The following is a 23,061-nucleotide window of genomic DNA, read 5'->3' as shown; positions in this document are numbered from 1 at the left end:
AGTAAGGTGGATTTTTGAAATGGAAGCAAATAAACAAATCATCTATAGTTGTGAGGAACACATTGATATAGCAATAGATACGATCGTTGACGAGCATGAAACCTTCCCATTATTATCGAAAATTTCAGAGGAGGAAAAGTTATCAACAACCTGTGAATATTGTCGGAATCAGGCAGTATATCTTGTGGCGAACGAATGATCTCACACAAGATGTGGATAGAAAATGTGGATATGTGGATAACTTCTGTGGATATCTTGTTTGTAAAGTGAGGATGGCTTGTGAATATCTCAATTGTCACAGTTGGAAAACTAAAAGAAAAATATTTAAAGCAAGGAATTGATGAATATTTAAAACGATTAACAGCCTACGCTAAAGTCGAGATCATCGAAGTTTCGGATGAAAAAGCTCCAGAAGAGTTAAGCGAGACTGAGATGCGGCAAGTTAAGCAAAAAGAAGGCGAGCGGATTTTGGCCAAAATTAACCCGGATGCTTATGTGATTGCCCTCGCCATTGAAGGGAAAATGAAGTCTTCGGAGGAGCTGGCGGATACGTTGGACAAGCTCGCTACATATGGAAAAAGTAAAGTGGCATTTGTCATTGGTGGATCGCTTGGATTGAGTGAGGAAGTGTTAAAGAGAGCGGATGAGAAATTGAGTTTCTCGAGGATGACGTTTCCACATCAGTTGATGAGATTGGTGTTGGTGGAGCAGGTGTATCGGGGGTTTAGGATTAATAGGGGGGAACCGTACCATAAGTAAATGAGGTTTTTATTGAAAAAAGTAACAGCACCAATCCTGTAGTAGGAAAGGTGCTACTTTAGTTAGATGGACATTTGTTGTACGAAGGCATTTTTTTGCTGCTTGTAAAGGAATTTTTTTATCCAGTAGAGACAAAAATTGAGCAATTTGTACCTGCTCATCTTTACAAGGAACTAATACTTTTAAATGTCTAATATCATTTAACCCTATAAACTCTTGTGTACCACCGGCTAATAAAAGTTTAAATTGTTTTTGTATATGAGAGCTATTTAAGAAGTGAATTAAAAAGTTATTAAATTTATCGGCATTATCTTTTATAAGAGCAACATTTTTTATAGCAAAAATAGGATGGGAAACCTTGACTGGGTTTCCGATTGTACCAACCATGCAAATAAAATATCATTATCTTCAACCAGTGACCGTTTATTGACCTTTTCAAAATCTTCTTTATTAATGTAATTTAGATCATTATTATTCAAAGTGCCATTAGAATTTAAGTTTTTAGACGTAATTAAGGGATATTCTGAAGGATAGTATTTTGGAGAATCATGCGTACCATCTCTTACATCACTTAGTTCATTCAAATATTTTTCTTCCCAATTAGGAAAAGAATCTCCACAATCATTTTTAAATCTTAACTTCTGACTAAATATCCTCTGAATGTATCCTTTTTTCTGTTCTTTCAGCAAGTCGACTTTTCCTTGTAGAAGTTGGATTTTATAATCAATTTTTTTAAGGAATCTGGCCATTTTTTCCTGTTCCTCAGTTTTGCAGATTCATTAATCCCGCGCGTTAACAAGAAAGCAGTGGCTAATACTATAGCAATAGCTGGGATATTTACATAAGTTTCGTCTGCGGGAACAAATGGACCTGAGATTGCCTTTGGAATAGTGATATGAAATCCTTCTAACAAAGCAGATAAATAGGAAGACCAACCAGTTGAGACTGTAGCAACTGCCAAACCATATTCTAGCACTAAAGCCCAACCAACTAACCAAGCAATTAATTCTCCAAATACAATATATGCATACGAGTAGGCACTGCCTGTTACTGGTACGGATGAAGAAAATTCTGAATAACACATACCTGCCAACGCACAGACAATAGCAGCGATAATAAATGAAAAAATAATAGCTGGCCCAGAATGATTAGCAGCCACTGTTCCAGGAAGAATAAATATACCTGTTCCTACAATGGCGCCAACTCCAAGCATTATTAAATCAAATGCTCCTAACGATTGCTGGAGCTGGATATCTCCCTTTTTCTTAAGTAACTCCCCGAGATTTTTTCTTCTGAATAATACATTTTTCATACTGAACCCTCATTCTTTTTGAAAATATGTAAAAATTCTATATCTTTATTTCTTAAAGGTCAATCGGTTTTGTCGAATTACCAAAAATTTTGTCGAAAAATTAAGATGTTTTTTAAAATTAATTGAAAAGAGGAGGCGAAAATAGTTTATACAGAATGGCACATATCTATCCTTATAATGAAGGAGCTATTTTTCGATAGCTATTTAGTGTTTGATAAAAGAGTAACGATTCAATACTTTGAATGTTTTTGCTATATCAAAGTCGTTATTTCGGTGACGACAGATTTATTAGAAGGCACATACAATAAAATTAAATAATAGATAATACCGCATTTAGATGTATCACGCTGAACCGTATTACAAGTGACTGGCAAACATAATAAATAATGTTGTCCCTATTATTTCTAATCTTTTCTTAAAGTGAAAAGAGTCTGCTTGCCAGTGGGATAAAGAACCTCACCCCTCCCCTTGTCCTTAAGTCCTTCTAAATAAAATGAATGAGCGGTTTTAAGTCAATATAAGCAACAGAGGCTTTAAGGATAACGATCGAATTAGGTGGAACAAGCTGGGGCAATTCCTTTTTAGCTTCATCAACATGTTTATAGTAATAGAGTTTATTCGGGGAAATACCCATCGCCTTAGCCCCTTGACAATATTCTCCGGCCCATTTTCCTATCGCTACCAATTTATCAATTGATAAGCCGCCGATTTTTTCACCTATTTGATAATGCACATTTTTGGCGTATGCTTCTTTTGTTCGAGGGTTCTCCATGTCTCCTAGAACCAGTATAATGGGTCTCTTAGGCAAGTTTGGGATTTGGCTTAATAACAGGCTAGTTGAATCTGGATTCGCATTGAAATTATCATGGATGATTGTAATATTATTTGGGCGAGAAAGGACCTGCAACCGGCCCTTTACAGGAGAAAATTCAGTAATCCCTTGTTGAATCTTCTTATGCGGTACTTGAAGCTCTATACCAACCGCAATAGCTGCTAATGCATTCGTGATATTATAGCTTCCAAAGGTATTCATCATACAGTCAAACTCAAAGCCTTTTCCTTTTACAGTAAAGAAGCTTTGGAAATTTTTATAATGGACATTTTTTGCTCGAATGGTATTTCCTTCAGAAAAACCAAAAGTAATAATTTTCCCAGGATACTTTATTTTTTTTAGATATTCCACGCAGTTAGGATCATCTCCATTTATGACAAGGGTACCTTTTGGAGATAAATGCTCAATCATTTCTGCCTTAGCTTTAATAATATTTTCAATTGTACCAAGTCTAGTTAAATGAGCCCGGTGAATGCATGTAACCACTCCAATTTGAGGTTTAATCATTCGGCTGGATATTCTAATGATACCTAACGACTTCATTCCAACTTCTAGAACAGCCGCTTCATGTTTTTCTTCTATTTTAGATAGGTTATACACGACCCCTTCAGGAGCATTGAAATTGGCTGCACCTACTAAAGTGGAATATTTTTGTTTAAGAATGCTGCCGATTAATTCCTTCGTAGTTGTTTTGCCTGAACTTCCAATAACCTGCGTAATCGGAATAGACAATTGCGTCCGGTATAGCTTGGCCATATTGCGATATGCTTGTTTTACCTTTCCTGCCTCAAGAACGCCAATTCCTGCTTGGGCGAATTTATCGATTTGGAAATTGTGTTTTCTGCTAATGACAATCCCTGTGGCTTGCCCCTTAATTAACCTTTGAATCAGTTTATCCTCTTCCAAATTGTGACGAAATAAGAAAACTAGACTAAAAGGAGAAGGGTTTTTATGATTATTTGTAAACCCTTTAATCGTTTGATTGGTCTGCCAACTTAAAATTTTGCACCCCATGGCTTTTGAGATCTTCTCAAGGGTTAATTCACGCACAAATACTCACTCCCTTATTGGTAAAAGTAATTCCTTTTATTCAACATTTTAGTTTCCCTTCTTTTATAACCTGCTCAATCTCCGCATTGATGAAATCCCCCTTTATGACTTCACCTTGTACATATTATGTTTTCTGAAAATTATTGATTTGGGTATAAATACTAATTTATTCATATTACCGCTATTAGCCTATTTATCAATAAACATTTTGAACGCAACTAATTAACTCAAAATCATTTCAAAAGAACAAAAGAATCTAAAGATATTGGCTGCGATTGGATGATTAAAAAAGTATTGATGCTGAGAATTAATTAAAGGATTTTTAAGCCTCTTTCCTCAAATCTAAGCCAATATAAATATGCCTATTTGAAATAACTAACAATTATCCAAATATTCATTCTCTCCTAAATGAACTGTTAACTTTTCTTAATTAAAGAAATATTCTTTTCATTCCTGTCTTATTTGTAAAGGAAATTGACAGTGTTATACAGGTATTTAGTAAAGAAGAAAGACAGATAGAAATGCAGATGGGATCTCTAAAAGCACAATTCAAAATTACGTTGGAAGGGGCAATTAGAAAACAGAACGTTTTCATTTATTGCAAAATTCGAGATAATTGTTATTTTTTTAATCTATATGACATAAAGTGGTAATATTGCTATTTTATAGTAAGAGGCAAGCAGTTGTAGAGCTGCTAAAGAATCTGCATTACTGAGAAATCTGATTCTTTCTCGGTGTGTAATAAGGGGAGGTGTTACCGTATACATACAGTTTGCAGAGAAACATTTATCAGCAAGTAAGAGCCGAGCATCTTAAGAAATACTCCTATCGTAATCAAGAAGGTAAATATATTCTTTGTTGGGATCTAGGTAGATATGTGAACCACAGTTTTCATGCTAATTGTTTGGGAACAGCCTATGAATTTGAAGTGGCAGTCCGGGACATTTATTCAGGGGAGCAATTAACGGATGATTATGGAACATTAAATATTGATGAATCATTTAAAAGTATTCCAAAATATGGAACAAAGAAAGAGGAAGTTTACCCTGATGATCTTCTGTATTATTCAGAGGAATGGGATCAGAAGGTAATTGAAGCTATACAACACTTTTATGAGGTTAATCAGCCACTAATACATCTCATTCGACCTGAATTCATGGAAAAAGTAAAAATTACAGCCACAGAGCAAATTCTACTTGATTCGATCAAATGCATCTACTATGACCGCAATAAATTCAGATAAAGTGAAAGGACAAGTGGTCTCGACCTGTCACTGTGTCCTATATGGATTAGAAACCTCATTTAGAGTGATTACGGTGAACCGTACCATAAGTAAATGAGGTTCTATTAATATAATTAATGGAACATTAATTAATATGTAAAAAGTAGACCTAAGAGTATGAACTAAATGAAGGAGAATCAGTTCCTTTAGGACTGACTCTCCTATTTCAAATTGCATGTAGTTTGTAAAGGAAATAGAAATCTCTACTTAATTGATGGTAATTAGAGAGAATATTTATTATTAAATACCTTTACAGCTGCCTCTGCAACTTGCACATCATGTGGAACTGTGCTGCCGCTTACTCCTACCGCCCCTATAACTTTTCCGTCTTGGACAAGAGGAATTCCTCCGCCAAATACAACTAGACGTCCATTGTTTGTTGTATTTAAGCCATAAAGTTCAGCAGCAGGCACTGTTGCATCAGCTAAATTGGATGTTGGCATTTTTAAGGCAACAGATGTCCAAGCCTTATTTTGGGCAATATCAATGCTAGCTAACCATGCATCATCCATTCGGTGTACTGCAATCAGATTGCCACCCTCATCTACTACCGAAATGACCATGGAGACTCCAATTCCTTTTGCCTCTTCTTCCGCACCAGCGATAATTTCTTTTGCAATTTCTAAATTGATTTTGTTCATATTAAATGAACCTCCTTTTGATTACCAGGTCAGATCTAAAAACCTACAAAGTCAATTAAGCTTTTAACTCTTATATTAGTATAAGAGTATTGTAATATGTGATACCTTTTTCCGTAAGAACGCACTTTATTGTAAGATAGTTACTAAAAGGTTACTATTAAGAACTATAGAGAAGGGGGAGCCTGTGATGGATGATTTACGAAGAGTGGTAAGAAGGAAAATTGAAATGGGTGAATTCAATTGTGAAAAGGAATTGACCATGTCACTTATTAGCGGCAAGTGGAAAATCACAATTATTTACTATTTAGGGATGAATGCAACATTAAGATTTAGCGAAATTAAGAGATTGTTTCCAAAAATTTCACATAAGGTGCTAACGACCCAAATTAGAGAACTAGAGGAAGATGGTATTGTTCGTAGGGAAGTATTTCCCGAGGTTCCTCCAAGAGTAGAATATTCATTAACAGAACTAGGAAAAAGTCTAATACCCATACTAATAATGATGTACGATTGGGGAAAGAAAAATATACAAACCTTCAATAAATAAAGAAGATTAGCTTAGTTAATTTACATCACTACATTATTCTTTAAAAGGGGACATAAGAAATCAGACCTTCATTTACTTATGTTCAGTTCACCATAAGGGATCGACAAATAAATTGAACAATTTCGATCATGGCTTTGAACAATTTCACATTCAAAAAAGGTAGAACGATAACTCATGCGGAAACTATCATCACTTCATTAAATCATCCGTAAATCCCAAGCCAGATTCTATTCATAATTAAAAAATATATCTAAATGAGGTTTCAAATCTAGGTGAAGCAGCATAAACATTATAAAAAATCCGAAAAGGGAATTGGATGTATCCAATTCCCCTCGCTTTTTGATTACAGTATCTTTGTGTTAAAAATCCTTTTTTGCCAGAAAAGTTTTCCTACAATATTAGTGAAGCATTATTGAGCCGCCGTCGATGATTAATTCAATTCCAGTAACAAATTTGGATTCGTCAGAAGCTAAATAAAGAACTCCCTTCCAGTTTGAAACGGTAGGGAGTTCTTTAAATTATCTTGCATTACATGGCTGTTAAGCCGCCATCAACGATGAATTCAGCTCCTGTTGAATAGCTTGACTCATCAGAGGCTAAGTAAACCACTAAGCTTGAAACTTCTTCTGATTGTGCAACACGTTTTAAAGGAATATGTTTAGAGAATTCTTCTACTGCCGCTTTTGTATCTTCTTGAACAACCATTGGGGTTGCAATAACTCCCGGGTGAACAGAGTTTACACGAATTCCGTAATGAGCACCTTCGATTGCAGCTGCTTTTGTCATACCACGAACCGCGAATTTTGTATCTGTATAACCGATAGCACCGGCAACAATTCCATTGATTGATGAAATATTGACGATGGAACCGCCGTTGGCTTTTTGCATGGACGGGATAACGGACTTCATTCCTAAAAATACGGAAACTTGGTTAATGTCGACGATGCGACGGTATTCTTCTTCCGTTACCTCTAATATTGATTTTGCCATAGTAATCCCAGCGTTGTTGACTAAAACATTTACCGGACCAAAGGCTTTTTCTGTTTCAGTTACGACCATTGCCCAATCATCAGCGCTTGTGACATTGTGTTTGACGAACAAAGCGTTTTCGCCAAGTTCTGCTGCAAGGGCATTTCCTTTTTCATCATTTAAGTCTGTTAAAACGACTTTCGCGCCCTCTTCGATAAATTTCCGTGCATGTGATGCACCCATCCCTTGAGCAGCACCAGTGATAATTGCAATTTTTCCGTCTAAACGAGCCATGTTATATTCCTCCTATAAATACTATGGTTATATAATAAAAATAAACTACATTTGTAAATTAACAGAAAATACGAGAGTTGTCCAATAAAAAGATTGATGTCATAATTAATATGTCTATTTTTTAATAAATAATAGGGGGGATAACCATTACCTATGACAAAAAACGAAGACCGCCGCACCAAGAGGACGCAAAAAAAATTAAAGCATGCGTTATTGGAATTATTGAAAGAAAAGGAGTTAAATGATCTCTCCATTACGGAGGTAGCTCAATATGCTCAATGTAACCGCGTCACCTTTTATTCGCATTATAGGGATTTACACGCTTTATTAGCTGCGATATTTGATGATTATTTAAATGATTTAATTACTTACTTTCGTAAAGGCTATCAAAATTTAGAGCGCTTTTCGTCAGATGATGAGCACCGACATCGCCCTCTTTTTGAATTTATATATCAAAATCAATTTGTTTTTTCCCTCATTTTAAAAGGAGAAGTTGTCCCAGGATCGCAAAATCAATTTTGTGAAAGTCTAGTACAAGTATCTAGCACAGAGCTAAGACTAGGTGAGGCAACTGAAATTGAAATTCCTGCATTAAACTATTTCTTAACATATGGAAGCCTCGGCTTCTTTATGTATTGGATTCAGCAGGATTTCAAAGATTCTCCTGAAGTGATGGCGAAAAAATTATCGTATCTACAAAGCAAGATGTTTAAAGAGGCGATTGTTCTTGAAGAATGAAATAAGTGCTTGTGCGTCTCGAACTTTAATGTAGACAATATAAATTAGGAATTAGCCAGTGGGATTAGAACTTATTAGATCTAATTCCAAATATAACCCGGTTTTCGAAGACACTTAAATAAGAGGCCCAAAATTGAGTTTTGGTATTTCAGTATAATTGTTCATTTTTTATTGAATACTTAGAGATTAAGGTTAACTTTGGTCAGAAGATAGAGATTTTATGAAAAAAACCTCATTTAGATGAGTCACGGGGAACCGTACCATAAGTAAGTGAGTTTTATCAATCACCCTATCCTCCAAAAGGAGAGAAATTGATTGCATTTCCAATCGTAATTTAAATAAATTAAAATGTATCGAAAAATATATAAGAGGAGGTCGTTCATTTGAAAGCACTTGTATTTAATACATTCGGAGGACCGGAAGTACTAGAATATCTTGAAATTTCGGATCCGGTTATCGGGCCTGATGAAATATTAGTAAGGATGAAAGCAATTGGATTGAATTTTGCAGATATTTATAGAAGAAAAGGGAACTATCATCTTACTGGCAATTCCCCGTTTATTTTAGGTTATGAAGGGGCGGGAGTCGTTGAAAAGACGGGAGCTAATGTCCAAGGAATCAGCGTTGGCGACCCTGTTGCATTTGCCGATGTCCCACATGCTAACGCGGAACAAGTGGCTGTTCCGATGGAAAAGGCAATTCCTCTTCCAGAGACCATTTCATTTGAAAAGGCGGCTTCTGTTTTACTGCAAGGCTTGACTGCCCACTATTTAACAAAAGATAGTTATGCGGTTAAGGAGAATGATGTAATTCTAGTTCATGCGGCAGCAGGGGGCGTTGGACAGCTGCTCGTCCAAATTGCAAAGCTCCTCGGTGGAAGGGTTATTGGTTTAACCTCCTCTATGGAGAAGGCGTCCGCAGTTAAGAAAGCTGGAGTGAATCAGGTTTTCTTGTACTCGGATGATTGGAAGCGAAAAGTTTTAGAGGAAACAGACGGAAAAGGTGTGGATGTTGTCTATGACTCAGTAGGCTCCACGCTCGAAGATAGTTTTGCAGCAACTCGCATTGGGGGAACGGTCGTATTTTTTGGAATGGCAGGGGGAGACCCTGCTCCAGTTGACCCAAGGATGTTGATGGATACGTCAAAGACTTTGACTGGTGGGGATCTTTGGAATGTCCTTACTTCCCGTGAGGAACGGGCAGCTCGTTCAGCCGAGTTGTTCCGCTGGATAGAAGAGGGGAAAATAACGGTATCTGAGCCTACGGTATTTGCACTACAAGATGGCCGAAAAGCGCATCATTTTCTAGAAAGCCGCAAAAGCACGGGGAAAATTTTATTAAGACCATAAAATGATAAGCTATGTTGGTGTTAGAAATAGTAAAAATGACTTTAGAAGAGAAGCATATTGCTTCTCTTTTTTTCATCTCAAAGGCAGACCATAAGAGTAAAAATGAGGACGAAATGGAGGTAGATTACTTGTTAAAATGGGTCCAATAAACATTAGGAGAAGATAAAATAAAAAAGATTCAGGCATTCGCTATGATGCATTTTTCAGAGAAAATATTATTTTAGGAAACGTTAGGGATCTGCTTTTTGCCTTAACGCTTACCCCCCCCTCCTCCCTTACAACTAAAGATATTGCTTTATCCAACCTAGCTCAACTATTTCTCCATTTTCAAATTAAGATGTAATTGTTTTCTAAAGTAGTATGATAATATATACATGGGAAATTTAAACCATATTATTAAAGTAAAATAAGGAATTTCTAATAAACTATCAAAAAAGAGGTATATATGAAGGACTTTTTTACTCAAATAAATAAAAAAGTATACTATATTACAATGTTAATCTTAATAACCATTATGATAATGGGGTTAATTATTGGTAATCCACGTATGGGTGAGCATGGGGGCGGCTTTATCTTACATGTTACACTTGTGGTTATTCTATCTGTCTGTTTATTACTTTATCCTAGATATGTAACCCATGTTTTTAGAATAATAATCATAATAGTAGCGTCCGTTTACTTTTATACGCTTTTCTTTTTGTATCCAGAGACTGGGTCCGACTTTATCTTTCTATGTTTGATTCCAATAATCTCTATCGTGTTTTTTGATGCAAAGCTCTTTTACTTTTCTTTACTATTAAACAGTATTTCAATAATGTTTACTTTTAGTTATATTATATTAATTGATCAAGGCAATCAATTCTACTTTATAAAACAAGATTTAACAGGAAATGTTATAAACTTTATAGGTAGTCAAGTGATTATCTATTGTGTATTTTATTTATCGTATGGACGAGTTAAAAAACAGCAATTATATTATGAACAAATAAAACAGACAGAGCGTTTGAAGATATCTGGCCAACTAGCAGCCGCTGTTGCTCATGAAATCAGAAATCCTTTGACAGTTGTTAAAGGATTTTTGCAGCTAAACGAAAATGATCCTTCAGTTAGTGATGATATAAAGAGACACTATACTTTGATGATTGGTGAATTGAATGCTGCTGAGCACGTGATTTCTCAATTATTATCTGTTGCAAAGCCAAATAATGATCAAGAAACGGAATCAGTGAATGTAAAGAATGTTCTTCAGACTGTAACAGATTTACTTCATTCATATGGACTTTTACATGAGAATAATATTGAATTAAATGTAATAGAAGATTGTATTATCGTCGCAAATCCCATAGAATTTAAACAATTATTAATAAATATAATTAAAAACGCAATTGAGGCCTCCGAAATAGGTGATTCGGTTGAGATAACGGCTAATATGAAGAATGATTTTGTTGAGATTAAAGTAATCGATTATGGACAAGGAATGTCAGAAGCAGAAGTAGGGTCTTTAGGTACTCCTTTTTACTCTTTAAAAAGTAAAGGGACGGGATTAGGTATGATGATTTGCTACAATATTGCAGCAAAATATAAAGGAACAATAGATATCCAAAGTTCGAAAGGTGAAGGTACTACGGTTACTATTCGCTTTCCATCAAAGAATAATACAATAGGGCCTAAAGGCGGAATATATAAAGAAGGGATTTAAATGAACGAACATCGGAAAACAAATCCTATTAATTTGAAAGTAATACAATTTAGCTCTGATAAAATCATATTTCAAATGGCGCAATTTACCACACTTAAAGCTGAAAGCATCAGCTGGAATACCAAGCACTTGACTTGCCCAAAAGGCAGGTCATTTTTTTATTATTTCACACACTAATTCATCTGCAAGGCGAAGTTCGCGTATAATGGTAGTTTGTATAAGGTAATGATTTTTACGGTAATAATAAGATAAATAATTCAAAATAAAAGAGGCTTAGTTATGTGCAAAGAAAGTTTTAAAGATTATAAATTAAGTAATGAAATAGTAAACGCGTTGGATAGTTTAGAATATGTAAATCCAACAGCTGTTCAAAGTAAGGTTATTCCTCTTGTGTTAGAGAAAATGGATCTTGTCGTGAAATCACAAACAGGAAGTGGGAAGACTGCTTCATACGGGATTCCAATTTGTGAATTAATTGATTGGAAGGAAAATAAACCTCAAGCGTTAATTTTGACACCAACGAGAGAACTTGCTGTGCAAGTGAAAGAGGATTTCATAAACATAGGCAGATTTAAACGGATAAAAGCAACAGCTATTTTTGGAAAACAACCTTTTGCCATCCAAAAAACAGAATTAAAGCAAAAAACACATGTAGTAGTCGGTACTCCGGGCCGTGTGTTAGACCATATTGAAAGAGGGACTCTGGCCTTAGAACAGATTCACTATCTTGTTATTGATGAAGCTGACGAGATGTTAAACATGGGGTTTATTGAACAAGTAGAAGCCATCATCAAGAAGTTACCTCGAAAACGAGTGACAATGTTATTTTCAGCTACTTTACCAGAAGCTGTTAAAAGCCTATCACTTAACTATATGAAAACACCTATCGATATTGAAATTAAGGCGACTGGACTCACGACTGATAAAATTGATCATTCTCTTTTTGAAGTAGCAGAAGACGACAAATTTTCTATGCTTAAAGATGTAACGATTGTTGAAAATCCAGATAGTTGCATAATCTTCTGTCGAACAAAAGATCGAGTAGATACTGTGTGTGATCAGTTAGTGGATTTAGGTTATAGCTGTGATAAAATCCACGGCGGTATGATACAAGAGGATCGGCTTGACGTGATGAATGACTTTAGAAGAGGAGAATTTCGCTATTTGATTGCTACGGATGTAGCCGCTAGAGGGATTGATATTGATAATATTACACATGTCATCAACTATGATCTTCCATTAGAGAAAGAAAGCTATGTCCATCGTACGGGAAGAACAGGACGGGCGGGTCAAAAGGGGAAAGCCATCACTTTTGTTACACCATTTGAAGATCGGTTTTTAAGTGAAATTGAAGAATACATTGGTTTTGAGATTCCGAAAATGGCCGCTCCTTCAAAAGAAGAAGTTTCAGATAAGAAACCTGTCTTTGAAGCAAAAATGAATGTTGAGCCAACGATTAAACAAGCAAAAAGTGAAAAATTAAACAAGAAAATCATGAAGTTGTACTTTAATGGTGGTAAGAAAAAGAAGCTTAGAGCAGTAGATTTTGTTGGAACGATTGCAAAAATTGACGGAGTATCAGTGGAGGATATTGGTATCATTACAATATTAGATACTGTTTCTTATGTTGAAATATTAAATGATAAAGGTCCGATTGTGTTGAAAAGGATGAAGAACACAACAATAAAAGGTAAGCTACTGAAAGTACATGAAGCTAAACAGAAGTGAAAAGTTAGTGTTGGCAGCAACTAGGGGTAATAAGACATAACTGGACTTTTTATGTTAGTCACATTAGTAGATATCAAACTGAAAACCTCATTTAGTTACAATACGGGGAAACCGTACCATAACTAAATGAGGTTTTTTAAGTCAAAGTGAACGGAGTGCATTAGACGTTCACTTTGACACTAAAGAATTAATTTAAAAATCAAAGTTGTCAGGATCTGGTCCGACTCGATGATTTTGATTTAGCTCGTTAATTCGCTGCATCTCTTCTTTCGTTAGTTCGAAGTCGAATACAGTTGAGTTCTCAATAATTCGATGTTCCTTCGTGGATTTTGGAATGGTTACAACGCCATTTTGTAAATCCCATCGTAAAATAACTTGGGCAATAGTCTTGTTATACTTATTTGCAATTTCTTGTAAGACTAGATTATCTAATAGTTGGCCTTGCATTAAAGGGGACCAGGCTTCTAACTGAATCCCTTGTTGTTGACAAAAGGCTTGAATTTCTTCCTGAGTTAAACGTGGGTGGTATTCTACTTGATTGATCATCGGTTTAATTTCGGCATCTTTCATTAAGTCTTCAAGATGGTGAACTTGGAAGTTGCTTACTCCAATAGCCTTTACTCTTCCTTCTTTATAAAGAGTCTCTAATGCACGCCAAGCTTCCTTATATTTACCTTCTACAGGCCAGTGAATAAGATAGAGATCTAAATACTCAAGATCAAGTTTCTTTAGACTTGTTTCATAAGCTGCTATAGTTGATTCGTAACCTAAGTCAGAATTCCAAACTTTCGATGTGATAAATAGTTCTTCTCTAAAGATTCCTGCTTCTTTTATCCCTTCCTGGATAGCTTGACAAACGCCTTCTTCATTCTCATAAATGGCTGCTGTATCAATACTACGGTACCCATGTTTAATTGCAAATTTAACGGCATTAACCAGTTCAGGCCCTTCCTCTACTTTAAACACTCCAATTCCAAACCAAGGCATTTTTACACCATTATGCAAAGTAGTTGTATCTTGTAAGTTTTTAATCATTATAAATAAACCTCCAATTTTTTATTTATTACTTAGGAAACTACTTCCTTAAATTTATCCCCTTTTTGGTCTTTTCTTTCAAGCGATGCACTCCAACCTGTAAGGATGGCAGCTATTAGTACCATAAGTGCTCCTACCCAAGAGGTGTGAATCAGTCCAATAGAGTCTGTGATAATCCCGCCTAAGTAGGAGCCAATTGCAATTCCAGCGTTAAATGCAGCAATATTGATGGCCGACGCCACATCTACTCCAGTTGGTACAAAGCGTTCTGCTAGCATGACCACATACACTTGTAATCCCGGTACATTCATAAAAGCAAGAATCCCCATTAAGAAAATCGTAATCAAGCCTGCTATTTTAAAAGGTGCTGTAAGCATGAGAATAAATAGTATGACTGCTTGTGCAATAAGCATGTAAAATAAGGCTTTAATCGGGTTGTGATTCGATAGCTTTCCGCCCGCGATGTTGCCGATTGCGATGGCAATCCCATAGAGAAGAAGGATAATGGCAATTGCTCCTTCTTTATATCCCGTTATTTCCTGTAAGATGGGAGATAGATAAGTAAAGACCACAAATGTTCCTCCATAACCAAAAGCCGTTATGGTGAATAATAGTAATAAGCGACCATTTGTTACTAATTGGAGCTGTTCACGAATTGTTGTGCGAGTACCTTTGCGCAAATGAGCGGGAATAAGCATACTATTCGCGATAAGGGCGACCACTCCGACGCCGATAATAATGATAAAGGCCATTCTCCAACCAAATTGTTGTCCAATAAATGTTCCCAATGGTACACCTGTTACAGTGGCTACCGTCAGTCCAGAAAACATCATGGATATGGCACTAGCTCTTCGATTTTCTGGTACTAAATCTGCAGCGATGGTAGAGCCAATGGACATAAACACTCCATGCGAAAAGGCAGAAATGACACGAGCAACAAGTAACACACCAATGCTTGTCGCACTAGCAGCAATACTATTGCCTATAATAAAAGTAACCATAATCCAAAGTAGTAATGATTTTCGTGACATATTAGAAGTAATGGACGTTAGAATCGGTGCCCCAAATGTTACTCCTAAGGCATATAAAGAAACAGTTAAGCCTGCTGCCGTAACAGGTATTTGTAAATCATTCGCTATTAATGGTAATAGACCTACACTGATAAATTCTGTTGTTCCTATGGCAAATGCACTTATAGCGAGGGCTAGCAGTGCGAATGTACTTTGTTTTTTATCTAAAGACATTTTTCTCCTCCTTAATCATTTGGAAATGTATGATCGATCTTGTTTTTAGTAAACTAAAAAATAATTACATTCAAACTCAACCGATAGATGATATTATGATACATATCAAATAAATGGAGAAGTACGTACTTAAAAGTACTATAGATACTTTTAGGTTCCTATAGATGAGGAGGAACAAAGGATGAAGGATAAGAAATACAATATTTCAGTTGAAGCGACGCTGGAAGTGATAGGGGGAAAGTGGAAATGTGTCATTCTCTGTCATTTGACACGCGGGAAGAAACGAACAAGTGAATTAAAGCGTCTCATGCCAAATATTACACAGAAGATGTTGACCCAACAATTACGCGAATTAGAGGAAGATGGAGTCATTAATCGAATTGTTTATAATCAAGTTCCTCCAAAAGTAGAGTATGAGCTTAGTGAATATGGCAGGAGTTTAGAAGGCATCTTAAATTCGCTTTGCACTTGGGGAGAAAAGCATATTACGAAAGTATATGGCGATCCATCTGGCATTTTGGAAGAAAGTATTTTAAATGAACATTTAAAACAATGAATGAGGGGGATATGTAACAGCAATTAGACTGTAAACTATGATGAAATTAAAAAGCTGACACCTAAAGGAAATAAAGGTGTCAGCTTTTTGTTCTAGAATTTAACTACTTATGTTTGGAGTGTTTACCCGAGTTAAAACACTGAGAGAATGAATCATTATGACACTCACCAGCAAAGGGTTCACACGGGTTAAAATTCTGATTTTCAAGAACTTCATACATTCTCATCATCTCATGATCTTCGTGCTCTAGGATGTGGCAGTGCCATGGGTAAATACCTGTAAATGGTCCAAAACGCGCAATGATCCGGGTAACCTCCCCAGGATTGGCACGAACCGTATCTTTCCACCCCATTTCACTTGAATCTGGTGGTTGTGGTGGACCGAATGAAAGATTATGACCATTTGGATTACCAGTAAACGCCGCACGATTCAAAATTTGAAAATTAACAAGGTGCAAGTGAATAGGGTGTGTGTCTGGAGTAGTATTGTAAAGCTCCCAAATCTCTATGGATCCATTTAATGGGGTTTCTGTAAGATGCGGTTGGTCCCACATCATGTTATTTAATAATAGTTTTTGGCGCCCAAAACCATCGGTGGCTTCAACTAAGGTGTGTTTTCGTACGATTACAGCATCTTTCGGGTCAAGTTTTTCCAAACAACTTAGTTTTGTAGGAACTTTACTTTTGTCATGTTTAGATTGTTTTTGTTTGACACGGAATTGCATGATCTGTCCGAGGTCAACGGAAGGCTTTTGGCCGTTAGGAAATGGGGTTTCTGCGTCATTCGTTAAGATGATACTTTGACCTTTATGGTTAGAAAAATCGATAATGACATCTACACGTTCAGCCGGGGCAAGGATGATTTGGGATACTATAATCGGCTTTTCCAAAAGTCCTCCATCTGTTCCAATTTGGACAAAGTCTAAACTGGAACTTAGACGTATACGGTAAAAACGAGAATTGGAGCCATTAAGGATGCGGAACCGATATTTTCGTGGTTCGACCTCCAGATAGGGCCACACTTTTCCATTGACTAAGATGGTATTGCCGAAAAATTCCGGGACAACTGATGGGTTTGGTAAATTAGGATCTAATGGTTGAGGGGACTGTAGTTTTAGAGGTGGCTCATGGCCTGGCTGGGTTGGATAGAAGAGTTCACCATTAGGATAAAACGAACGATCTTGGATGACCAGCGGAATTTCAAATTTTCCCTTTGGTAGGTTCAAATCTTCCTCATCTTTGTCTCTGAGGAGGTAAAACCCTGCCAGCCCTGCATAAACATTCAAACGAGTGATCCCAACGGCGTGATCATGATACCACAGTGTTGCAGGCCGTTGGCAATTTGGATAAGAGTAGACTTCATGTGCAAATTTTGGTCCGACATTTTCAAAATTCTGTGTAAACCATGCGTCTGGATATCCGTCACTTTCCGGATTAGTCCGCCCTTCATGCAAATGGACAACTGTCCTTACAGAAGGTTTATCTGGTTCTGCACCATGAACGGTTCGATCAACAGGCAACAGGTGTTCAAAAGGCAATTTATTTTTCCACTTGACTTCAATAGGATGATTTCTCTGTGTTTCGAATGTCGGGCCAGGATACATACCGTTGTAACCCCAAACAGTAGTCGGTGGCAAATCCCGATGTAATTTTTGCTTGACTTGCTTCATCGTTACCTCATAGTATGGGATCCCATGACGCTTTCTTTTTGCCTTTAAGACAGGAGGAATGGGTAAAGGATCTACAAATTTCTTTAAAAACATAATATGCCTCCTTAAAAAAGGGAATATAGGTTTCTTGCTTATAATATGGATTTATTTTTTAAAAGTAAGGGCGGAGTTAAAGAGGTTAAGAACTGTTTAAAAGTGTATAAAGTAAACATCTTTATTTAACATTTATCAGACAATTTAGAACTCATGTTATAATAGCAGTCAGAGTCTATTCATTTCTCTATATCAAGAGTAGGAAAAAGGACGTCAATCATAAGGTATTAACCAAATGAATAGATTAAACTTTTTTTATGCAAAAAATTGTTCAAACTCTTACATATGCGATTGATAAGGAGTGATTGCTTTGGAATTCAATGATGTTATATTCGGGCACAGATCCATACGAGAATATGAAGATAGGGAAGTAAGTCAAGAACTGCTAGAGCAAATATTAGATGCAGGCATTCGTGCCTCTTCAAGTGGAAATATGCAAACTTATTCGATTATCGTCACAAGAGACAAAGAGCTTAAGCGAAAACTTTACACCCCGCATATGGAACAATCGATGGTTGTTGATGCACCTATACTATTAACTTTTTGTGCTGATTTTAATAGAATGAGAAAATGGCTTTCGCTCAATGATGCACCTGTACATTTTGATAATTTCATGAGCTTTATGATTGGGGCTATTGATGCTACTTTGGTAGCACAGAACTGTGCTTTAGCAGCGGAGAATGCTGGGCTGGGCATTTGTTATATGGGCTCAACGCTTGCAAATTGTGATCAAATTGGTGAACTGCTAAACTTGCCACCAAATGTCGTACCAGTTGTGGGTTATTCATTAGGATATCCTGCTGAAAACCCTGCCCCGCGTGATCGATTGCCAAGGCAAGGAATTGTTCACTATGATCAGTATCATGATTATTCAGATGAGGAAATTCTAGAAATCTACAAAGAAAGAAATGAAAAGGGATGGAAACGCTACATGGACATTCCTAAGCTTAAGGAAATGACAGAACGATTGGGATTAAAGAATCTAGCTCAAGTCTATACCATTGCCAAATATACGCAAGAATCTCACATCGAGTTTTCACAGACAGTGCTGAATTACTTGGAGAAGCAGAACTTTATGAAAAATGATTGAGGTTTTTTGATTTTCAAAAACACTAAAATAGATTTCTGGAAAAATCATTTATATTGCAGGAAAAAGCTCATCGAGAGCTTGTGACATTCTAAGACATTTTTTCAAAAGTAGAAGGGTTACAATCGGGAACAACCGAATTTGTAACCCTTAGATTTTAGGGAGTTTCGACAAAACGAACTCTTAAAGGAGAGAAGATTGATGAAAGCGAAAGATACAGCAGCATTGTTTGGGTTAGCTGCTTTATGGGGAGCGTCATTTTTATTTATTCGAATTGCTTCTCCTGCAATCGGTCCGTTTCTAACCGTCCAAGGGCGTGTAACTATAGCAGCAGTTGCATTATTGATTTATATTTTTGTGATCAGGCAATCAACTGGATGGTGGCAACTTTGGAAACAATATTTGATTATCGGTGCGCTAAATGCTGCGCTTCCCTTTACACTGATTGCTATAGCATCTCTTTACTTAAACGCTTCGATGTTGGCAATAATTAATTCTTTGACACCGCTTTTCACTGCCCTTGTTGTTTGGGGGTGGATGAAAGAAAAGTTAAGCACGCAAAAGTGGGTTGGCATTTTCGTTGGCATCATTGGAGTTAGCATCTTGGTTGGATGGAGTCCTATACCATTTACGTCAGAAGTGATTATTGCTATTGTCCTCTCTATATTTTCAACTGTATCTTATGGATTTGCTGGTGTTTATGCTAAAAAGGCTTTTGATGGCGCACCACCTTTGTCAGTCGCTTTCGGACAACAAATGGGAGCAACTTTACTTCTTATTCCATTTACCCTATTCAATTTGCCAAAATCAACATCAGTTATTACACCTATCGTCGCATTGTCCGTCATGGGAGTAGCGCTTTTATGTACCGCCGTTGGGTATCTCTTGTATTTTTACTTAATTACAAGTGTAGGCCCCACTAAAACATTAAGTGTGACGTTCATGATTCCGCTGTTCGGTATGATATGGGGTGTTGTTTTTCTTAATGAACAAATTACTATCGGAATGGTTGCTGGTCTTTTTGTTATTTTAAGTAGCATCTTCTTGATTTCGGATATAAAAAGTAAACAAATGAGGAAAAAAGCAGCGTAAAAAATAAAAGTTTAAAATTAATTGTAGATTAAGGGAAAGGGTTTATGAAAGAAATATGCTATATCGAAGGAGGCGTAGTATGAAGCTACTTTATATAAAGCAGAAGGTATTCAGTCTAAGTGGCAAGTTTACAGTAAAGGATCAGCAGGAGAAGGATGTTTATTATGTGGAGGGCAGTTTTATGCAGATTCCAAAGACTTTCTCCATTATGAATACAACAAGGGATGAAGTTGCGCTCATTACGAAAAAGGTGTTCAGCTTTTTACCGAAGTTTTTTGTTGAGGTGAATGGTCGAGAGGTGCTAACGATTAAGAAGGAGTTTTCTTTCTTTAAAGCACGCTATACGATCGATGCGGCAGGCATTGAAGTACATGGTAATTGGTTGGATATGGATTTCCAGGTATTACAGCATGGCGAAGTCGTCGGTAAAGTGAGCAAGGAGTGGTTTACTTGGGGCGATAGCTACAAGGTCCAAATATTGAATGAAGAGATGGAAGCCATCATTATTGCACTCGTTGTCGCCATTGATTGTGTAAAGGCTGACCAAGCAGCTGCTTCTTCGGCAGGGACGACTTAAAAAAGAGCCCGTCTTCCAATATTTTATACGTTAATATATTGAGGCACCTTTTCTGATGGCTTTCCTAATCCAGCTTTTAATGAAGAGGCTATTTATGATAGAGTCTCTTTAACATCCTTTATCCATACCTAAAGTTAAAAGGATCAAGGATAAGGGCACCTCTCTTATTTTGTATAATATACATGCAAAAAAATTTGGAGATCATCAAGGAGAGTCAAAAGAACATGAAAAGAGTATATTTAGCGAGTCCATTTTTTAATGAGAAAGAGATTAATCATGTGAAACAGGTCGAGGCGATTCTGGAGGAGAAAGGGTTGCAAGTCTTCTCTCCGATGAGACACTCAGCGGATGCTGAAGTTGGTTCCCGTCAATGGTCAATTGAAACATTTACGAATGATATTAAACATATAAAGTGGGCGGAAATTGTTGTAGGAATTTATCATGGCAACTATTCAGATAGTGGAACAGCTTGGGAGCTTGGGTATGCTTATGCGACAGATAAGCCGGTTATTTTAGTGCATTTGGGCGAGAACAGCAATCTGATGGTTCATGAAGGTGCGCACGCCAATATTACTTTAGAAGAACTGGAGGATCATGACTTCAACCAGCTATCTAGTTCTTTCTATAGTGGTGCCATGCTTTAATGGATTAGAGGAACAAAGCCATATGGAATGGTAAATACATGACGGGGAAGTAGATATTAATTCTACTTCCCCCATTTTCGTTAAAATGTATATCGATGAAGATGCACTCCTCGTAGCTGCGAAAGCTGTCGGACAAGTTGTTTGCAGTTATTATGAATTAGACTAACTGGGAATAAAACATATCTGTTAATGGATAAAATTTAAAAGTATTGACACAAACCAAAATCCCGTCCATAATATTTCTAATATTTATTAAAGGCAAATTATTAAGTAATTACGTTTATATAAAAAAGTAATGACAGGAACTAGTAAGTAGTTATCAGGTAAAAGAGAGTAAAATTCAGCGGCTGAAAGATTTTACAAACCTGCTCTGCTATTGAACCTATCCCTTGAACTGTTAGGCAAAACCTAACCGATTTTTCCTGCGTTAAAGGAATTTTGAGTGGATATTAGAATGAATCTAATATCAATGAAGGTGGTACCACGGAGACAAAGCTCTTCCGTCCTTTTTATGGGGATGGAAGGGCTTTTTTTATTGTCTAGCTCCAGCGCCTAGCCCCGACGTACAGGATGTACTAGTGTCGGCAATGCGACAGGACGTCGCGCTTTTTGCCGACCTCGAGGTCATAAGCCAAGTCCTTTCAAAAGGAAACTGCACCTTTTGCAAGGACTTGTCTTATGCTTGTCGGGGCTGACCAAGGCGCTTGCGCTTTTCTTATCAAAATAGGGTGGTGAATGCAAAGTGAAGAAGAAAAGAATTGTTGTCAAAATAGGAAGTAGTTCCTTGACGAATATAAATGGCGGACTTAGTAGTGAGAAGCTGTGTGAGCATGTGGATGCCCTTGCACGATTAAAGAAATTGGGGCATGAAGTCATTCTCATTTCATCCGGAGCGGTTGCAGCTGGCTTTGCGGGTCTTGGCTATACCTCTCGTCCTACAACGATTGCTGGCAAGCAGGCAGCTGCAGCTGTTGGACAAGGATTATTAATAAGAGGGTATACGGAAGAATTCAAAAAAAGACATGGCATTGTAGCAGCACAACTGTTGTTAACAAGGCAAAACTTCTTTAATAAAGATCAATATCACAATGCATATGCCACATTATCTGAGCTTTTACAACGCAATGTCCTGCCGATTATAAATGAAAATGATTCTGTGTCAGTAGAAGAGTTAACGTTCGGAGATAATGACATGTTATCGGCGCTAGTGAGTGGCCTCGTTCATGCCGATTTTTTAATGATTTTAACGGATATCAATGGAATCTATGATCAAAATCCACGAACAAATCCAAATGCGAAAAAGTATAACTTTCTTCATGAGATTAATGATGAATTATTAAGTGGCGCTTCTGGAGCGGGTACGAAGGTAGGTACTGGTGGGATGAAATCAAAGGTAGAGGCAGCACGGACGGCACTTGATTTAGGTGTGAAAGTATTTATTGGATCTGGTTCTGGTAATGAAAAATTGGTTGATATACTTGCTGGAAAAGGGGATGGAACTTATATCGGCAGCCTCTCTCAAGCTAGTGTGAAATCGTCGAAGCAGTGGTTAGCATTACATTCCATTCCTCGTGGGAAAATCGAAGTTGATCAGGGGGCTGTAGGTGCTATTTTAAGGCAAGGGAAAAGTCTTCTTCCTGCGGGAGTGACAAACATTTATGGCCACTTTAGTGTCGACGATGTCGTTGAGGTAGTCAATATAAAGGGAGATATTATCGGAAGAGGGAAAGTGAATTTTTCTTCCGAGCAATTATTAGAAATTAAAGGATTATCGAGTGCAGAAGCTATGATCATAGCTAATAGTCATCACAGAGTAGTCATTCACAGGGATAATTGGGTAAGTCAAAAGGAAAGGGGAATGTAG

General features: G+C 36.9%; 22 protein-coding genes, 1 pseudogene and 1 other annotated feature. Of the genes and pseudogenes, 14 read left to right on the top strand and 9 right to left on the bottom strand.

The window, feature by feature from the left end:
* Positions 1-19: 19 nt before the first annotated feature.
* Positions 20-199: a CxxH/CxxC protein gene (locus F7731_RS19520; RefSeq protein WP_425482028.1), complete on the top strand. Its 180-nt coding sequence runs from the start codon at positions 20-22 to the stop codon at positions 197-199.
* 80 nt (positions 200-279) lie between these two features.
* Complete coding sequence (gene rlmH, locus F7731_RS19515) at positions 280-759, top strand: 23S rRNA (pseudouridine(1915)-N(3))-methyltransferase RlmH (protein WP_151536471.1); 480 nt, start codon at positions 280-282, stop codon at positions 757-759.
* Positions 760-768: 9 nt separating this feature from the next.
* Here the strand turns inward: rlmH and F7731_RS19510 are convergent, their stop codons facing one another.
* The 4 genes and pseudogenes from F7731_RS19510 to F7731_RS19495 all read right to left on the bottom strand — a co-directional run bounded on the left by F7731_RS19510 (position 769) and on the right by F7731_RS19495 (position 3,953).
* Positions 769-1,146 carry a restriction endonuclease subunit S gene (locus F7731_RS19510; RefSeq protein WP_151536470.1) on the bottom strand — a complete coding sequence of 126 codons (378 nt, stop codon included), beginning with the start codon at positions 1,144-1,146 and terminating at the stop codon, positions 769-771.
* Positions 1,092-1,448 carry a restriction endonuclease subunit S domain-containing protein gene (locus tag F7731_RS19505; RefSeq protein WP_151536469.1) on the bottom strand — a complete coding sequence of 119 codons (357 nt, stop codon included), beginning with the start codon at positions 1,446-1,448 and terminating at the stop codon, positions 1,092-1,094. Before F7731_RS19505 ends, F7731_RS19510 begins: the two co-directional genes overlap by 55 nt.
* A gap of 74 nt (positions 1,449-1,522) precedes the next feature.
* A pseudogene (locus F7731_RS19500) lies at positions 1,523-2,071 on the bottom strand (amino acid permease); the annotation flags it as partial.
* Positions 2,072-2,555: 484 nt separating this feature from the next.
* Entirely contained in the window at positions 2,556-3,953 is a 1,398-nt protein-coding gene (locus F7731_RS19495) for a UDP-N-acetylmuramoyl-tripeptide--D-alanyl-D-alanine ligase (RefSeq protein WP_151536468.1), read from the bottom strand.
* 751 nt (positions 3,954-4,704) lie between these two features.
* Here F7731_RS19495 and F7731_RS19490 point away from each other — a divergent pair.
* Positions 4,705-5,196, top strand: coding sequence for an SET domain-containing protein-lysine N-methyltransferase (locus tag F7731_RS19490; protein ID WP_151536467.1), 492 nt, complete (start codon positions 4,705-4,707; stop codon positions 5,194-5,196).
* Between the two features lie 260 nt (positions 5,197-5,456).
* On the opposite strand, the gene F7731_RS19485 is transcribed toward F7731_RS19490, so the two are convergent.
* Positions 5,457-5,876 carry a GlcG/HbpS family heme-binding protein gene (locus F7731_RS19485; protein ID WP_151536466.1) on the bottom strand — a complete coding sequence of 140 codons (420 nt, stop codon included), beginning with the start codon at positions 5,874-5,876 and terminating at the stop codon, positions 5,457-5,459.
* 187 nt (positions 5,877-6,063) lie between these two features.
* Here F7731_RS19485 and F7731_RS19480 point away from each other — a divergent pair, with 187 nt between their 5' ends.
* The gene (locus F7731_RS19480) at positions 6,064-6,423 is read left to right on the top strand and encodes a winged helix-turn-helix transcriptional regulator (protein ID WP_151536465.1); all 360 of its coding nucleotides are present in this window, start codon (positions 6,064-6,066) and stop codon (positions 6,421-6,423) included.
* Positions 6,424-6,951: 528 nt separating this feature from the next.
* On the opposite strand, the gene F7731_RS19470 is transcribed toward F7731_RS19480, so the two are convergent.
* Positions 6,952-7,686: a glucose 1-dehydrogenase gene (locus tag F7731_RS19470; RefSeq protein WP_151536464.1), complete on the bottom strand. Its 735-nt coding sequence runs from the start codon at positions 7,684-7,686 to the stop codon at positions 6,952-6,954.
* Positions 7,687-7,839: 153 nt separating this feature from the next.
* Here F7731_RS19470 and F7731_RS19465 point away from each other — a divergent pair, with 153 nt between their 5' ends.
* The 4 genes from F7731_RS19465 to F7731_RS19450 all read left to right on the top strand — a co-directional run bounded on the left by F7731_RS19465 (position 7,840) and on the right by F7731_RS19450 (position 13,200).
* Positions 7,840-8,424 (top strand): TetR/AcrR family transcriptional regulator, encoded by a 585-nt coding sequence (locus tag F7731_RS19465; RefSeq protein WP_151536463.1) that lies wholly within the window; start codon positions 7,840-7,842, stop codon positions 8,422-8,424.
* A 383-nt stretch (positions 8,425-8,807) separates the two neighbouring features.
* Positions 8,808-9,773, top strand: coding sequence for a quinone oxidoreductase family protein (locus tag F7731_RS19460; protein WP_151536462.1), 966 nt, complete (start codon positions 8,808-8,810; stop codon positions 9,771-9,773).
* 445 nt (positions 9,774-10,218) lie between these two features.
* A complete protein-coding gene (locus F7731_RS19455; protein ID WP_151536461.1) occupies positions 10,219-11,472 on the top strand; it encodes a sensor histidine kinase in 1,254 nt (417 codons plus the stop codon).
* 279 nt (positions 11,473-11,751) lie between these two features.
* The gene (locus tag F7731_RS19450) at positions 11,752-13,200 is read left to right on the top strand and encodes a DEAD/DEAH box helicase (protein WP_151536460.1); all 1,449 of its coding nucleotides are present in this window, start codon (positions 11,752-11,754) and stop codon (positions 13,198-13,200) included.
* Between the two features lie 192 nt (positions 13,201-13,392).
* Here the strand turns inward: F7731_RS19450 and F7731_RS19445 are convergent, their stop codons facing one another.
* Positions 13,393-14,235 (bottom strand): aldo/keto reductase, encoded by an 843-nt coding sequence (locus F7731_RS19445; protein WP_151536459.1) that lies wholly within the window; start codon positions 14,233-14,235, stop codon positions 13,393-13,395.
* Positions 14,236-14,267: 32 nt separating this feature from the next.
* Positions 14,268-15,479 carry an MFS transporter gene (locus F7731_RS19440; RefSeq protein WP_151536458.1) on the bottom strand — a complete coding sequence of 404 codons (1,212 nt, stop codon included), beginning with the start codon at positions 15,477-15,479 and terminating at the stop codon, positions 14,268-14,270.
* Between the two features lie 181 nt (positions 15,480-15,660).
* On the opposite strand from F7731_RS19440, the gene F7731_RS19435 reads away from it, so the two are divergent.
* Entirely contained in the window at positions 15,661-16,035 is a 375-nt protein-coding gene (locus tag F7731_RS19435) for a winged helix-turn-helix transcriptional regulator (protein ID WP_151536457.1), read from the top strand.
* A gap of 103 nt (positions 16,036-16,138) precedes the next feature.
* Here F7731_RS19435 and F7731_RS19430 read toward each other — a convergent pair whose 3' ends face one another.
* Positions 16,139-17,797 (bottom strand): multicopper oxidase family protein, encoded by a 1,659-nt coding sequence (locus F7731_RS19430; protein WP_151536456.1) that lies wholly within the window; start codon positions 17,795-17,797, stop codon positions 16,139-16,141.
* A gap of 310 nt (positions 17,798-18,107) precedes the next feature.
* Between F7731_RS19430 and F7731_RS19425 the strand changes: the two genes are divergently transcribed.
* From F7731_RS19425 to proB, 5 genes are all read left to right on the top strand, one after another.
* On the top strand, positions 18,108-18,887 hold the full coding sequence (locus tag F7731_RS19425; RefSeq protein ID WP_151536455.1) for a nitroreductase family protein: 780 nt from the start codon (positions 18,108-18,110) through the stop codon (positions 18,885-18,887).
* Between the two features lie 198 nt (positions 18,888-19,085).
* Complete coding sequence (locus F7731_RS19420) at positions 19,086-19,976, top strand: DMT family transporter (protein ID WP_151536454.1); 891 nt, start codon at positions 19,086-19,088, stop codon at positions 19,974-19,976.
* Positions 19,977-20,055: 79 nt separating this feature from the next.
* Complete coding sequence (locus F7731_RS19415; RefSeq protein ID WP_151536453.1) at positions 20,056-20,553, top strand: LURP-one-related/scramblase family protein; 498 nt, start codon at positions 20,056-20,058, stop codon at positions 20,551-20,553.
* Between the two features lie 224 nt (positions 20,554-20,777).
* Positions 20,778-21,197 (top strand): nucleoside 2-deoxyribosyltransferase, encoded by a 420-nt coding sequence (locus F7731_RS19410; RefSeq protein WP_151536452.1) that lies wholly within the window; start codon positions 20,778-20,780, stop codon positions 21,195-21,197.
* A 286-nt stretch (positions 21,198-21,483) separates the two neighbouring features.
* Positions 21,484-21,708: a binding site (T-box leader), on the top strand.
* A 231-nt stretch (positions 21,709-21,939) separates the two neighbouring features.
* Positions 21,940-23,061: a glutamate 5-kinase gene (proB, locus tag F7731_RS19405; protein WP_151536451.1), complete on the top strand. Its 1,122-nt coding sequence runs from the start codon at positions 21,940-21,942 to the stop codon at positions 23,059-23,061.

Source organism: Cytobacillus depressus (assembly GCF_008923245.1).
Lineage (GTDB): Bacteria > Bacillota > Bacilli > Bacillales > Cytobacillaceae > Cytobacillus > Cytobacillus depressus.
This window is presented reverse-complemented; position numbering and strand designations above follow the sequence as displayed.